Origin of the sequence: Neobacillus driksii, assembly GCF_013409995.1 — a bacterium.
Classification (GTDB): Bacteria; Bacillota; Bacilli; order Bacillales; family Cytobacillaceae; genus Neobacillus; species Neobacillus driksii.
Genome location: NZ_JACCBX010000017.1, coordinates 1 through 13,584, shown reverse-complemented (window position 1 = coordinate 13,584; position 13,584 = coordinate 1). Strand labels below are relative to the sequence as shown.

Annotated in this window: 17 protein-coding genes and 1 pseudogene; 2 read left to right on the top strand and 16 right to left on the bottom strand. The window is 35.6% G+C overall.

What is annotated here, in order from left to right:
- Positions 1–48: 48 nt before the first annotated feature.
- The 3 genes from F4694_RS27635 to F4694_RS32505 form a co-directional block, all read right to left on the bottom strand.
- Entirely contained in the window at positions 49–1,410 is a 1,362-nt protein-coding gene (locus F4694_RS27635) for a dipeptidase (RefSeq protein WP_179603138.1), read from the bottom strand.
- 375 nt (positions 1,411–1,785) lie between these two features.
- Positions 1,786–1,908 carry an LbetaH domain-containing protein gene (locus tag F4694_RS32510; RefSeq protein ID WP_308806818.1) on the bottom strand — a complete coding sequence of 41 codons (123 nt, stop codon included), beginning with the start codon at positions 1,906–1,908 and terminating at the stop codon, positions 1,786–1,788.
- A gap of 215 nt (positions 1,909–2,123) precedes the next feature.
- Positions 2,124–2,321 carry a maltose acetyltransferase domain-containing protein gene (locus tag F4694_RS32505; protein WP_257029431.1) on the bottom strand — a complete coding sequence of 66 codons (198 nt, stop codon included), beginning with the start codon at positions 2,319–2,321 and terminating at the stop codon, positions 2,124–2,126.
- A 218-nt stretch (positions 2,322–2,539) separates the two neighbouring features.
- On the opposite strand from F4694_RS32505, the gene F4694_RS27625 reads away from it, so the two are divergent.
- On the top strand, positions 2,540–2,731 hold the full coding sequence (locus tag F4694_RS27625; protein ID WP_179603137.1) for a hypothetical protein: 192 nt from the start codon (positions 2,540–2,542) through the stop codon (positions 2,729–2,731).
- A 35-nt stretch (positions 2,732–2,766) separates the two neighbouring features.
- On the opposite strand, the gene F4694_RS27620 is transcribed toward F4694_RS27625, so the two are convergent.
- From F4694_RS27620 to F4694_RS27565, 13 genes and pseudogenes are all read right to left on the bottom strand, one after another.
- Positions 2,767–3,114 carry a hydrolase gene (locus F4694_RS27620; RefSeq protein WP_179603136.1) on the bottom strand — a complete coding sequence of 116 codons (348 nt, stop codon included), beginning with the start codon at positions 3,112–3,114 and terminating at the stop codon, positions 2,767–2,769.
- 269 nt (positions 3,115–3,383) lie between these two features.
- Positions 3,384–4,073 carry a hypothetical protein gene (locus F4694_RS27615; protein WP_257029429.1) on the bottom strand — a complete coding sequence of 230 codons (690 nt, stop codon included), beginning with the start codon at positions 4,071–4,073 and terminating at the stop codon, positions 3,384–3,386.
- A 544-nt stretch (positions 4,074–4,617) separates the two neighbouring features.
- Positions 4,618–5,187 carry a dienelactone hydrolase family protein gene (locus F4694_RS27610; protein WP_179603135.1) on the bottom strand — a complete coding sequence of 190 codons (570 nt, stop codon included), beginning with the start codon at positions 5,185–5,187 and terminating at the stop codon, positions 4,618–4,620.
- A 193-nt stretch (positions 5,188–5,380) separates the two neighbouring features.
- Positions 5,381–5,575 carry a hypothetical protein gene (locus F4694_RS27605; protein ID WP_179603134.1) on the bottom strand — a complete coding sequence of 65 codons (195 nt, stop codon included), beginning with the start codon at positions 5,573–5,575 and terminating at the stop codon, positions 5,381–5,383.
- Positions 5,576–5,607: 32 nt separating this feature from the next.
- On the bottom strand, positions 5,608–5,733 hold the full coding sequence (locus F4694_RS32500) for a hypothetical protein (protein WP_257029427.1): 126 nt from the start codon (positions 5,731–5,733) through the stop codon (positions 5,608–5,610).
- Between the two features lie 8 nt (positions 5,734–5,741).
- On the bottom strand, positions 5,742–6,410 hold the full coding sequence (locus F4694_RS27600) for an MFS transporter (RefSeq protein WP_179603133.1): 669 nt from the start codon (positions 6,408–6,410) through the stop codon (positions 5,742–5,744).
- Between the two features lie 63 nt (positions 6,411–6,473).
- Positions 6,474–6,908: an MFS transporter gene (locus tag F4694_RS27595; RefSeq protein WP_179603132.1), complete on the bottom strand. Its 435-nt coding sequence runs from the start codon at positions 6,906–6,908 to the stop codon at positions 6,474–6,476.
- A gap of 166 nt (positions 6,909–7,074) precedes the next feature.
- Positions 7,075–7,656: pseudogene (locus F4694_RS27590) on the bottom strand (GNAT family N-acetyltransferase).
- Positions 7,657–8,188: 532 nt separating this feature from the next.
- Positions 8,189–8,587 carry a cytidine deaminase gene (locus F4694_RS27585; protein ID WP_179603131.1) on the bottom strand — a complete coding sequence of 133 codons (399 nt, stop codon included), beginning with the start codon at positions 8,585–8,587 and terminating at the stop codon, positions 8,189–8,191.
- A gap of 629 nt (positions 8,588–9,216) precedes the next feature.
- Positions 9,217–9,726 (bottom strand): DinB family protein, encoded by a 510-nt coding sequence (locus tag F4694_RS27580; RefSeq protein WP_179603130.1) that lies wholly within the window; start codon positions 9,724–9,726, stop codon positions 9,217–9,219.
- A 271-nt stretch (positions 9,727–9,997) separates the two neighbouring features.
- On the bottom strand, positions 9,998–10,255 hold the full coding sequence (locus tag F4694_RS27575; protein WP_179603129.1) for a hypothetical protein: 258 nt from the start codon (positions 10,253–10,255) through the stop codon (positions 9,998–10,000).
- Positions 10,256–10,483: 228 nt separating this feature from the next.
- The gene (locus F4694_RS27570) at positions 10,484–11,401 is read right to left on the bottom strand and encodes a Nif3-like dinuclear metal center hexameric protein (protein WP_179603128.1); all 918 of its coding nucleotides are present in this window, start codon (positions 11,399–11,401) and stop codon (positions 10,484–10,486) included.
- A 233-nt stretch (positions 11,402–11,634) separates the two neighbouring features.
- Complete coding sequence (locus tag F4694_RS27565) at positions 11,635–12,462, bottom strand: TrmB family transcriptional regulator (RefSeq protein WP_179603127.1); 828 nt, start codon at positions 12,460–12,462, stop codon at positions 11,635–11,637.
- A 141-nt stretch (positions 12,463–12,603) separates the two neighbouring features.
- Between F4694_RS27565 and F4694_RS27560 the strand changes: the two genes are divergently transcribed.
- Positions 12,604–13,233 carry a homoserine/threonine efflux transporter gene (locus F4694_RS27560; protein ID WP_179603126.1) on the top strand — a complete coding sequence of 210 codons (630 nt, stop codon included), beginning with the start codon at positions 12,604–12,606 and terminating at the stop codon, positions 13,231–13,233.
- Positions 13,234–13,584 lie beyond the last annotated feature (351 nt).

Sequence of the window (13,584 nt, the reverse complement as noted above, 5' to 3'; positions counted from 1 at the left end):
ATCGGCAAAAAAGAGGGATGCTATGCGATCCCTCCTTTACCTATCTATTCAGATTAATTCTAAAAATGAACAGATCGTTAAGATCCCTTTATCAAAGTTTTCTAAGTTAAAATGTTCATTTGGAGCATGGAGATTTTCATCTGGCAAGCCGAATCCCATTAAGACAACCGGAGAATTTAGGGTATGGTTGAAATCCGATACAATCGGAATGGAACCCCCTTCTCTTTTATAAACAGGTGCTTTTCCATATACCTTTTCATACGCTTCCGCCGCTTTTTGAATCATTGGATCATCGATTGGTGTTAAGAATGGATTACCTGTATCTTGAAGCGTCACTTTTACTGTGCATCCTTTTGGTGCTTTTTCTTCTAAATGCTTTTTGATCAAGCCCTGAATTTTTTCCGGATTTTGATTATTGACTAGACGGCAGGTGATTTTGGCATGTGCCTCGTTCGGAATGACGGTTTTTGTACCTTCCCCTTGGAAACCACCCCATATGCCGTTTAATTCTAATGTTGGCCGCGAGTTGATTTTCTCAGGATATGGATAATTATTTTCCCCACCTGTTAGCTCCGCTAAGCCCAACTGTTTTTTTAGTTTTTCTTCATCGAAGCCCAGTGCTTTTATTTGTTCCTTCTCAAATTCTGTCAATTCTAATACATCATCGTAGAACCCTTCAACATTTACCTTTCCGTTTGCATCATGAAGAGTAGAAAGCAGCTGAACTAACAAATGGTTAGCGTTCTGAACTCCGCCGCCGAACATACCTGAATGCAAATCGGTATTAGCCGTTTTAAGGGAAAACTCGAGAGCAGCCAGACCTCTTAAAGAATATGTAATCGCAGGAACTCCTCGATCCCACATATCCGAATCGGAAATAATCACCACATCACAAGCTAGTTTTTCTTTATTTTCAGATAAAAACTGTGGAAGATTGGGACTTCCGATTTCTTCTTCACCTTCGATGCAAAATTTAAGGTTAACAGGTAATTTATTTTCTAATTTTAGTAGTGCTTCTACAGCTTTAATATGTAAGAATGTCTGCCCTTTGTCGTCTGTTGCCCCTCTGGCGTAGATCTTTTCATCTCGGATGTCTGGTTCAAACGGAGGGGTTTCCCATAAGTGAATCGGGTCAACGGGCTGTACGTCATAATGGCCGTAAACTAATACAGTCGGCGCATTTTCCTGATGAAGCCAGTCAGCATAAATAATCGGATGACCTTTTGTTTGTACAATTTCTACGTGCTCCATTCCAATGCTTTCTAACTTTTTGGCAATCCAGGAAGCTGCTTTTTGGATGTCCTCCTTATGCTCAGACAAGGAACTGATGCTTGGAATGCGAAGTAATTCTTTTAGCTCTTCAACATTTTGCTGATGCTGCTTGGATACAAAATCGGATAATTGACTCATGTTCTCACCTATTCTCTTTTAGTTTCACTTCTATTTTACACAAAAGTTAGGAAAAAAATAGAAAACTAGCTCAAAAAAGGGTAAGCCGTTCTCTTTTGAGGAACGCGCAACTTAAAAAAACATATAAAAGCATCCAAAATAGCAAAGTAATTCGAATATGAATTCGCTCTGCTATTTTATTAGTTTAAAGGCATTTTTGAAGATTTTATTCCAAAATTGGCACCATAAATCGCAAGTTAAATAACAACGAGCATATTAAAAATTATGCTACTAGCTATTTGTTATGTGATTGGCATTACTAATGCAATTACTAAAAAAACGACATGTAAGTTTATGTCGATGTAACATTACTTATTGCGCATAAGACTTAGTTAGTTATATATTTTTCAGTATTTTTGCTGGGTTTCCAGCCACTATTGTATTAGCAGGAACATCTTTTGTAACAACAGAACCAGCAGCAACAATTGAATTATCGCCAATAGTGACTCCAGGGAGGATAACACAACTTCCACCAATCCATGCTTCGTTTCAAAGTGTAATTGGTTCCCATATCCACTCTTGTTCCTATCTTTAGGTTCGATTGAATGGCCAGAAGTATAAATCCCTACATTAGGACCTATCATCCAGTAATGACCAATCTTAACTTCTGCCATATCTAAAATTGTGCATTTATATCCAGCATAGAAATGATCCACCAACGTAAATATTGTAGCCTAAATCACAAAGGAATTGTGTTCGATGCTAGGATTCAATCCAACACCTCCAAACAGTTCCTTTATAATTTCCTCTTTCTTTGTGGAATCTTCAATTTCACAATGGTTATATTCCAGAACAAGTTTATGAGCACGGAAATTTTTCTTTCTAAGTTCCTCAGTACCACGTTCATAATGGATTTTCTTATTATCATTCATTTCTTTTTTTCCTCCGTAAATAAATTTATACTGCATAGATTTGTAGAAATACCCTGGTATGAGCCTCTTTGTGATTTTACCATATTTTTACTCAGAAAAATGCTAAAAGCAGTGCGATTTGAACTGCTAAACGCACTGCTTTTATACTTGTTTTTAAATATACTATTTCCTTTGCGGGTACTAAAAGAGAACGGCTTAAAATAAGGGAGAGGGTTTATTTGAACGAATTAAAAGTACCTGGCACTACAAGATCGTATCATTGGAATATATACCGGTTGCTGAACCAAGCCTATTTCCCAGAAGTGTTAAGTCTTCAACCAAAGCTTTATTATTCAAAAAAAACGCGGCCAGTTTCCCAAGGAATAGGACTGACTGCGCTTACTGCTTTTTGTAAGTTAAACACAAATTAGCTATATTAATAATGTTACGCTAGGGTTCCAGTAAGTTAAAAACTTTTGTGCTGAATAGTTGCACTATCTTCTTTTAGGATTCCCATTTTTATAATGTGTGCACGGGCTTTTTCATCACCTAAATAAAAGAGCATCGTATAGATCAATAGTATTCGCTGGTCATATTCTCTATTTTGAGGCTGATGGTGATATTCTAGATAGGGAATGTGTGATCGAAAATAACTTTCCCAGTCTGTTTCGTCATTTTTATCAAAAAGTCTTTCCAGGACATGTATTTGAGATTCTGTCGCTTCAATTTTAAAACTCCACTCTCCCTCGTAAGGTCCTCTGAAAATTTCATTGGATTGAATATTGATATAATAACTTTGTTTTTGTCCATCCATTTGATCATCTCCTATCTCATTGGATGTTTACCACAACTTTCACTGTTTTAAACATTTTCATCCTTTCCGTTTATTCCCTGTTTCAAAAATCCAAGGCTTGTAAAAGAATAATCCCTCAAACTTCCAAAAAATCTTAACCTGTGCATTAATTGACCAACTTAGTGGATCTGGATATAAATGTTCTTTTTGTAATGACTTCATTACAGATGGAAAAAGGCAGCGGATACTCCACTGCCTCTTCACGATTGACTCCGTTCGTAATCAATCTTTTAAGTATTCTTTTTAAGCCAACTGATAGCAAAAAAGTAACCAATAATCGGTGATATTCCATATCCCATGATTGGTAAAGGGAAATTACCAAATAAAGTTACAATCATCGCCATAAAGAAATAAACTCCTAAAGTTAAAGAAATGATATTTTTTCTACCGTAGTAAAAGAATAGACTTAATAATAATAATAGTAAAGACAAAATACCTAAAACGAACCAAACACTTCCAAGGTCTGCAACTAAAAAGATTATATCTTCTACATAAGGAACTGGTGCTAAATCATCGAGAAAAACCCACGACATGATGACAAAGGTAACAGTAAGAATAAGACTAAAATACTTCATCATCCCATTACTAATCTTTTTCCACAACATAATAGTAGTTGCACATGCAAATGCAGTTAATTGACCTGCATCAGGATGAAATAGCAATATAATTAAAGTAATAAAGTATAATCCTATTGCATAGATGTTATTTAATGCTAATTTCCATAACTGAATAATTAATAGTGGCAAAATAATACTTGCTATATAGACATTTATAGGTCCAATCGTTAACCAGCGATGGACTCCATCTGAACCATTAAACAAGAATGGAAAAACTAATAAGGCTATTATTACGACGTTTTGAAGAAAATTGCCTTTACTTAATGTTTTTTCCTTATTCCGAATTAAATAAATAGAACCCAAAACAGTCCCCAATCACCAGATCACTATGTTTTGAAGCCAAATGCTTGACGCCACACCATTTGAAACCATTGCAAAAGTTCCTATTAAGATAGCAGGAAGCATAACCAAATAAGATAAGGTATTTTTTAAAAAATTCATGTAAAACTCTCCTTTTATTCATCCTTGAAGATTTTAACACAAAAATCTATTTCGCTAAATTGATTAAGAATGCACTTGTTTTTCAAGTGCTTTCTTTACTTCTTATTAAGTATTCTGCTTCGATAGATGAAGAAGTTATATTCTTATTGAAAATAAGCCCTTCCCATTTATTTGAGAGGGGCCGATTAAAACATATATTACTTCATAAGTAAAAAATCTTTCATTTAATAAATTGTGATTACTCAATTCTCAAAGTCATTTTTTTCTACTGATTGTTTCCATTCCAAAACTCTGATAAAAAGAAATGGCTTTCTTGTTGAACTCCCAGATGCTTAAATGTAATGATGTTGCATTTTGATTTTTAGACCACTCCAAACAAACTCTGCAAAAGTTTTTTCGTTAACAACTATGCGAGAAAGTCAAGAACCCGCTTGATCACAAGTTTCGTCGCGTCCGCATCGTAAGACGGTAAACTGCTGTCGGTGAAGAGATGTTCCTTGCCTTCGTACAGAAAAAGTTCAGCGTGATTGGCCGACGCCACAAGCTCACGGGCCGCGTTGATGTCGCCATCTTCAACGAAAAAAGGATCTGCACTCATGGCATGAATTTGCACAGGCAAGTCGGCCGGCCACTGAGATTCGAACGCCGAGGTCGGGAGGCATGCATGAAAAAACAGTGCCCCTCTGGCGCCTGCACGAGTTTGAGCGAGCTGCTGCGCTGCCGGGACACCGAGTGAAAAACCAGCATAGACGACATCGCGTGAAAGCTCGCTGGCTGCCCGAACGCCGCGCGCCGTCACTTTTTCAAATCCGATTTCCTTCACAAATACCAAGCCTTCCTCCAGCGAGGTAAACATGCGGCCGTCAAATAAATCTGGCACGTGCACAGTATGCCCCGCATCTCTCAGTTGATCGGCGATTGCTTCAATACCCTTTGTTCGGCCTAAAACATGGTGTAACAACAAAACTTCTGCCATCGTTTTTCCTCCGATTTAATGAATTTCATATGTCTAAGTTTCGACAAGGAAGCCTTTTTGACCTGCCAGAACTCTACGATTTAGAAATATCTACCTTAATAAAACCCACCGCTTGCTTATTCAATAATCCTGCCATTTAGTTCAATAAAAAAGGTTACTCCTTCTAGAAGGAAAGCAACCTTACTTCAATAAGCTATCTACTTTTGTTTTTTAATAAATCAATAATGTAAAATAACTGGGTTATTATAAAAGATCCTAATAATATTAAAATTGTTCCTACAATAATCTCAACTTCACCAAATATACCGCCAACCAACAACGGTAATGTAAAAAATAATACAACAGCTACTAATATCGTAAGCAAAAAAAGGCTAAAATACCGTCTCATTTGCCCTCCCCCTTACTTTTAAATATCTATAATTATTCAATAAATCCATATGTATTCCTTGTTAAACTATACTGCTCCGTTAGCTGAACAAGCAAAAAGATCGCCGCAGCGATCTCATCTTTAAGTATTGCACCCGTTCGTTCCACAAAAAGCTTCATTACTGAGGTCATGTATCTGAAAAAGCTGATTCCTTTTTTGTTTCTTGGACTTTCTGGTTACTAAGGACAAAACTAATAATTGCTGCAATGCTACAAACATATGGCAGGAAAGGATAACCCCAATTAGATATGACATAACCACCAATGATTGAACCAATGGTAATACCAATATACAGAGCCGTATTATTCCACGCCATAACAATTCCTCGTTCCTTGGAATATTCGACTGTTAATCGTGCTTGGTATGATGTAAATCCTGCATACCCAACCAAAGCCCATATAAACAGAAAGAAATAAATCCAATCCCCAGATGAGAAGAATATTCCTAAACAAACGAGTATAAGGGTTAATAAAATTAGCGTAGCTTTAGAAATCTTCTTTTCTCCAAACCTGTCTGTGAATTGTTCACTTATAAGACTTCCTAAAACAGCACCAATACCATAAAAAGTAACAGCTAATGCGATTTCTGATGATGTGAATCTATTTTCGGAATAAAGAGCCGCACCTAAGTAAACATAAAGAGCATACATTGAAATCGCCCAAATGGTGGTAACACTTACTGAACCAAGTATTCTTGGCAGATTTCCTTCTAATAGATTTTTTGTTACATTCCTTCCAGGAACATATTTCCACGCTTTGAAATTTACTGCCGCCAATAAAGTCCCTATAATAGCCATTACAACAAATACTGAACGCCAACCAAGAAAATTCTCTAGTAACGTACCGATTGGTGCTCCTGCTCAAAGAGCTGTTAAATGTCCTGAAACAACAATAGAAAGCCAAGTTCCTCTCCGATTTGATGGTGCAATATCCCCAATAATGGCATAAATTAAAGGAGTGATTGCAGCAACCGCCAAACCAGCTAAAATACGACTAATGATTAACCAGGTAAAAGAAGGTGAAAAAGCAGTTAAGGCATTAGAAAAGGAAAATAACAATAATCCAAATGTAATAAAAATCCCTCTTCCATTTTTATCTGAAGCCCAACCAAAGAAAGGTGCTGCAATAGCATATGTTACAGCAAAAACAGTTACCATCCATCCTGTCATCGCTGAACTAACACTATACGCTTCCGAAATGAACGGCAGTAACGGGGATACTACAAACAAATCTGTACCCATTAGAAACAAAGTTATCCAACCAACACTTAAACTGACTTTCCCTTGCAAGCCCATTACATCCCCCATTTACAATTATTATTATATGTATATTTTTTAGGGTCGTAATTGTTCAAGAAAACTGCTCCGTTTGTTCAATAAGAAAAAGGAGGTGCCGCAGCTACCTCCGTTGTTAAGTTAAAGCACCCTTTAGTTTGATAAGCAACACTTCGAAGATACGGGATTATTGTAGCATACTCTCCAATTTGTCCTTCACTAGCACCCATTCTTGGTCGATTACACTGTAATACACAGAGTCTCTTAAATAACCGTTAGGCATAACCATATGATTCCGAAGCACTCCTTCTTTTACCGCACCCAGCCGTTCAATTGCCTGCTGAGACCGCACATTTCGACTATCTGTTTTTAACTGAACACGAATTGTCTCAAGTGTCTCAAAGCAGTGTTTCAAAAGAAGATACTTACATTCTGTATTTATTCTAGTTCGCCAAACAGTTGGAGACAGCCATGTCCACCCAATTTCCAAGTTACGGTTTGGTATGGATATATTAAGAAAACGAGTGCTACCCACAATTTTTCCCTAATCCTTATCGAAGATAACAAAAGGAAATTCGCTTCCTTGCTCTCTCGCTTGAAGTGCTCCATTCACAAGATACTTCATATCTTCAATCGATTGAACTTTCATTGGCATGTGTGCCCATATATCTGGATTGTTTCCCGCATCAAATAATTCCTGTACGTGATAATCCTCCATAGGTTGTATCTTTACTCTATCTCCTATTAATACTACTGGTGTTATCTCCATAATTCTTCTCTCCTTTTTTCTTTGGTACGATTATATAAACAAACTGTCCTGCATTAAAATGACAGTTTTTTATTTTTTATAAGGTACAGATAAAGGAGGGAGGTTAAGCAACTCATCTTCCACTAATCTGCATCTTTAGTTGAGGAAGAAAAAAGACCAGCTGGAACAGCAGCCAGTTCTTAAACTCTTGCCCCCGTTTCTTTAAGTGAATAACTTCACAACCTTTAAAATTATCCTTTATTACAGGAATGCTGCCCCGTTAGCTCAATAAGTAAAAGTTGTCAAAATGACAGCTCCGATCTTTCGTTAACACACCCTTTAGGTTAAGTGAATTTAATCACAAACTTAAAGTTTTACTGATAAAATTGTGTTCTCTTTAAGGATAGGTCAGGAAAATGCAGATTTACAAAAATAATGAGGCTTTAACCTATAAAAAAGCCGATTCCCAGTCATCACAGGGAATCGACTTTTCTATTTAAATTAGACTCTGCCACCAATGAGTTAGTTCAATAAGCATTTTCTATTTTTACATTTACATTTCTAAATCTGTAAATGCGTAAGGTAGCAATTCCTTTAAGGTCAATTCTAATATATCTTTCTTCTCGTTAGTTAGATAAACTGGCATTTCAGGTGAACAAAATTCTGCTAAAACTTGTCTGCAAATGCTGCAAGGCGGAAGAAAGTCTACCGTATCACCTGCAACAGCTATAGCCTGAAAGTCACCTTTTTTATAACCATTTGATATTGCGGTAAAAATAGCTGTTCTCTCAGCACAATTAGTTGCACCTAGTGAAACATTTTCAACGTTTACTCCATTAATTACAGTACCATCTTTTAGTAATAATGCTACTCCAACTGGAAACTTGGAATAAGGTACGTATGCTTTGGCTTTCATCTGACGTGCACTTTCCATTAATAGCTCTTTATTCATATTATCCACCCTTTTTTTAAGAATGAACTTTTCAAAGTTCCCTAAACGTCAACATTCTGTTGACAGGACTATTAATGCTATATGTGAAATAGATATTTGTCAACATGGTAGTTGTAACAAAGGAAATTTTGTTATCAAATATCCCTTAGATTTTTGCTTTTTTCATTAAACTCACCCGCTACTTCAATAGGGCAAAAACGATCCTTCGTTATTGAAGCATCGCCCCCGTTAGTTGAAGAAGAAGTTTTATTTAATTCTCTTGTTGCTATTTCTTATACATCTCTTTTAGTATATCTGGTCCAGGGATATTATTTAATATCTTATTAGTTCATCTACACATTTATCGCTTATAAAGTCACCTGTTCCGTCTTTTGCCATTTCTAAATAAGCGGCGGTCATCATTTCAATGCTTCTTACCATCTGACTCAACTAAGGCAATGATTTTTTCTTTTTTTTCTTAATCCAACATAAATTATCTCCTTTGTTCTGATTGATAGTATAGTAAATTCGCTAAAAGGGGTAGCGTCAGGAAAATGCAGTTATACAACGTTAATGAAGTTTCAATATTAAAAAACCTAATTTTTCAGCATAAAATGAGAAATTAGGTTTTTTCATTAATAGAAAAAGACTTATAAGTATTTATCACTAATCACTTTCATATGGTGTAACTCATGCCCGGCAATGCCATATGCAATGGTACCTACCGAAACTGGGCTGTTCATTACAGTTCCATTACGAACCCACGCTGCATCATCAATGGTTGAAATAAGGCTTAACGTGTTGGAGCGTACCGTGTCAAAACCTGCTAGTAACTGCTCCCAGGATAATTTGTTGAAGTTTGCCGCAGAAACGTATTGATCCTGTTCCATTGCTGGGAGTTGTGCACTTTCATTTCGTGCAATGGCAAGCATTCGATACGACATCACACGTTCCGAGTCAGTCATATGCCCAATCACTTCTTTTAAAGTCCATTTACCTGGTGCGTAAGCCTTCCTCGCTGAATCCTCTGATACGCTGCTTAAGAGGGTAATGGTCTTAGTTCGTTGCTTACTAAGAATTTCTTCAATATCTCCATCTGGCACAAGACTAACAAACCTAGCATGCTCTGGATTTTCAATAAATAATGGTCGTGGACGCACAAGAATCCTCCTCATCGGAATAGTTAATTATGGTTCTTGCCTAATATTCGACTGTCAAGAAAATATTTCCTTTATTTTTGATATTTAATTTCTTTACCGCAAAATAATTGCAAATTAAACAGCTTTATTATCCCTATACAACTGCTTTATGCAGTTAACATAATACAGATAATAAGGGATTAATTCACTTTTTTTATTCCACTAACCTGCTTCGTTAGCTCAAAAGCAACAAGATGTTGCCGCTGCAACAGCTTAGCTTATAGACTAGAGATTATAAATTTTTTTTGCCGAAAAACTTTGAAGATAATTTCACTAATAAAAAAAAAAAAAAGTAAAAAAAGAAAAAGTTAAATATAAAACCCAACAGTTGAAAACCAAATTGAAACTTATCAATAGTATAAAAATCGAATACTTGTGCTGGAAAACCAGTTGATTGTTGGGATTCTAATTTCTCCCCATAAGGATAAGGGATAAAAGCACAAGCAATAGTAATTAAAAAACCTATTAAATAGAATTTTTTCTTACTCATTTGAAATCCTCCAATAAAAATTATAGATTTTTTAGATGAATTAAATTAGAAACTTTCTCATAATTTTACAGTTCTATACTTATCTATAAAAACCCTTCATTCTTACACTAACCTGCCACTTTAGTTCAAGAAGAAAAATGGCTGCCGTAGGACCCTAATATATTGAACTCAATCACTCGTATGCTAAAGATGAAAAAAAGTCCTTGTATTAAACATTTTCCACATTGTTTATAACCACCATTTTTCCTGTGGAATTAAAACCGTTTTAATATCAAAGTTATTTTCAAACCAATTTTTCATCAAAGTTTTATGAACAAGATATTCTGAAGCAGAGTGGGAAACACCTATAAGCGACATTGATGTTTTTGAAGCATACTCCATCATTTCTTTGTATCTTTGTTTTCCATAATCGTTATCAATATGGCAATGAACTTCACCTGTAATATATGCTTGAACGCCATTTCTCTCTGCTTCCTTCATCCAATCAACTTTGTCCCCACAACCAGCAACAATTGCTATTCTTTGAATTTCATTTAGATTTTTACCTTCAAAATCAACATAGGGAACTTCAAAAATACCTTTCAATGTTGACACTAATTCATCAGTGTTTGTTTTTTCAATATTACATACTAGTAAAAAATCATTATTAATTTCAGTTAATAATTCTCTCTCAATAATTCCAGCTTTTAATGCTCTGGCAATCGCAACATTCGTGCCTAATTTTTTATGACAATCCATAGGTATATGGCAGGTGTAAATGGATAGTTTTTTCTTTTTCATTTGCATAATGTATTTTTCTTTAATGGGAAGAAATCCTTGTCCCCATTTACCTTTAGGGTCTCCACATTCCATAAACAAGGGATGATGCATAAACAATAAATCTCCCTCGTTACCTTCTTCCAGAAATCTTCCCAAGACATATTCATTTGGAAAAACAGCCAAAAAAACTCTTTCAACTTTTGAAGCACCTCTTAACATTAGACCATTAAAAAGTTCAACAAATTCCTTTTCAAAAGCAAATTTCCAATCAAATCCTAAAGGGTCATATGCATTAGGTATAAATCGACTAAAAGAAGGATCTTTTCCAAAAGCTTTTATATCGAATTCGATGTCTAATTTACTAACTAATTCTTGAAGTTCTGTCAAAACTAGCCATCCTCCCTTACAATTTCCATTTTTTAAATTATACACCTAATCAACCAATAATTGGGGAATTCTTCTTCAACTAATGCTGCCACGTTAGTACAACAAGAAAAAAGGATCGCCGCAGCAATCCCCATCTTTAACTCTTGCTACCCGTTTGTTGAATAAGAACAGCCTATTTGCTATGAAGAAATGCTGTTCTTCTTAAGTTGTATAAAACAGACAATAGTACAAATTTATTTTACATAATGTTTTTTAAAATCTGGGTGAATAGAAAATTTATGGCGTAAATTCACGAGGTTTTCCCCAAAACTTTCCTCTAAAAGTTCTCTATGTTTCTCCATAATTTCCATGAGATATAAATCATGAATCATGACTTCTGTAATTGGCATTACTAAACCTACATGCCTTGTCCATGCTGCACGGCTATCTTTGCCCAACGAGACAATACCTGCTACTACTTCTGAATCATCTGCACTAATAACAAGCCATCGTCCACCATACTCTTCTGTAATTTCATGACCCATATAATGAAGGTAAACATTAGCAAAATCGGAGGCGATTTCCCCATAAGCAATAATTGTTACGTTGACCCCTCTTTTTGCTGCATGTCTTAGTTCAGACTCCAATTCTTCGAATTCCTCTTTCCAAACCTCTAAGAGAATTCTTTTTTTTGCAGATAATATACAATCTTTTACCTTATCGAGTATTTCATTACGTCCCGTGATATTCCAGATATTTTCACGGTCATGTGCAGAACGTTCGAACTCCGCTAATGATTTTTCTGCTAGTTCAAAATTCCCTTCTGCTTCCCTTCGACGGTTTTTAATTAACTCCTTTGCAGGAACAGGAGTATACTGTGGTGTGTTTCCAGGACTAACCAGAATATCTCCTCGTATGGTGAGACTATCTAGAACTTCATATATTCTCGAACGTGGTACACCAGAATTTTTCGCTACTGCATATCCAGTTAATGGAGATTCCTCCAATAAGGTAAGATACGCTTTCGCTTCATATTCGGTAAAATTTAGATTCTTTAATGTTTCAAAAATGGTTTCTTTCATAAACCCTCCAACATAATATTAGTCGCTACCTTAGTAACTAATATTTTATCAAAATCTGTTGATTATTTCCAAATTCATCTGATATACTCATATAAGTAGTTACTTTGGTAGTCACTATTGGAAAAGGAAGGGAGAAACAACATGGATAGCTTAATAACATACATTTCAATTGCTGCAATGATGGTTGTTATACCAGGAGCAGATACTATGCTCCTGGTGAAAAACACGCTCAGCTATGGTCCAAAAGCCGGACGTTATACGGTTCTCGGAATGGCAACGGGACTTTCTTTTTGGACGCTTATTGCTATTCTTGGATTATCTGTTGTCATTGCAAAGTCAGTAATTCTTTTTAGTACAATCAAATATTTGGGAGCTGCTTACTTAATTTATTTGGGGATAAAAAGTTTTTTTGCTAAAAGTGTGTTTTCTTTAGAGGAAATTCAAGCACAAGCGAATGCACCTACCAATTCTTCAAGTCGGCATAATAAAGAGTCCTTTATGCAAGCATTACTTAGTAATGTTCTTAATCCAAAGACTGTTTTGGTTTATATAACGATCATGCCTCAATTTATCGATTTGAATGGAAATGTAAATCAGCAATTGATTGTGTTAGCATCAATCCTTACTTTACTTGCTGTATTGTGGTTTCTAACCCTTGTTTATGTAATTGACTACGCAAAAAAATGGTTGAATAACTCCAAATTCCAGAAAGTATTCCAAAAATCAACTGGCTTAATGTTAGTAGGTTTTGGCATTAAAACAGGGATTTAAATTTCATTTATTAACATACCTAATTAAACTTTCTCCGTTCAGACAACTGAACGGTTTTTCTTTTTTGTTCTGATTTGCTTCAAACGTGCAACTAACATAATAAATAATCCCCCTTCAGCTGCACCTAATGTAGTTCCAATTTTGATAGGATGACAAAAATAAACCATTAGCAAATTATGTTTGAAAAGGCGAGAAACCACCAAATGATGGCAAAACCGAAGAAGAAGAGAAAGAATATAGTAAAAAAAGCCTGGCGGTCCGCCAGACTCATCTCATTTCTTTATGAGGATAAGTATGATCACGATTAATTAGCTTTCGTATGTCTCCTCGAATAAATACATCCTTTATTTC

What these genes read in the sequence shown, in the direction of transcription:
- F4694_RS27620 (WP_179603136.1), bottom strand. Translation starts at nt 3,114, where the DNA reads ATGGATGGACAAAAACAAAGTTATTATATCAATATTCAATCCAATGAA.
- F4694_RS27565 (WP_179603127.1), bottom strand. Translation starts at nt 12,462, where the DNA reads ATGAAAGAAACCATTTTTGAAACATTAAAGAATCTAAATTTTACCGAA.
- F4694_RS27605 (WP_179603134.1), bottom strand. Translation starts at nt 5,575, where the DNA reads ATGAGACGGTATTTTAGCCTTTTTTTGCTTACGATATTAGTAGCTGTT.
- F4694_RS32500 (WP_257029427.1), bottom strand. Translation starts at nt 5,733, where the DNA reads ATGAAGCTTTTTGTGGAACGAACGGGTGCAATACTTAAAGATGAGATC.
- F4694_RS27635 (WP_179603138.1), bottom strand. Translation starts at nt 1,410, where the DNA reads ATGAGTCAATTATCCGATTTTGTATCCAAGCAGCATCAGCAAAATGTT.
- F4694_RS27560 (WP_179603126.1), top strand. Translation starts at nt 12,604, where the DNA reads ATGGATAGCTTAATAACATACATTTCAATTGCTGCAATGATGGTTGTT.
- F4694_RS32505 (WP_257029431.1), bottom strand. Translation starts at nt 2,321, where the DNA reads ATGAATGATAATAAGAAAATCCATTATGAACGTGGTACTGAGGAACTT.
- F4694_RS27595 (WP_179603132.1), bottom strand. Translation starts at nt 6,908, where the DNA reads ATGGGCTTGCAAGGGAAAGTCAGTTTAAGTGTTGGTTGGATAACTTTG.
- F4694_RS27575 (WP_179603129.1), bottom strand. Translation starts at nt 10,255, where the DNA reads ATGAGTAAGAAAAAATTCTATTTAATAGGTTTTTTAATTACTATTGCT.
- F4694_RS27600 (WP_179603133.1), bottom strand. Translation starts at nt 6,410, where the DNA reads ATGGCTATTATAGGGACTTTATTGGCGGCAGTAAATTTCAAAGCGTGG.
- F4694_RS27610 (WP_179603135.1), bottom strand. Translation starts at nt 5,187, where the DNA reads ATGGCAGAAGTTTTGTTGTTACACCATGTTTTAGGCCGAACAAAGGGT.
- F4694_RS27585 (WP_179603131.1), bottom strand. Translation starts at nt 8,587, where the DNA reads ATGAATAAAGAGCTATTAATGGAAAGTGCACGTCAGATGAAAGCCAAA.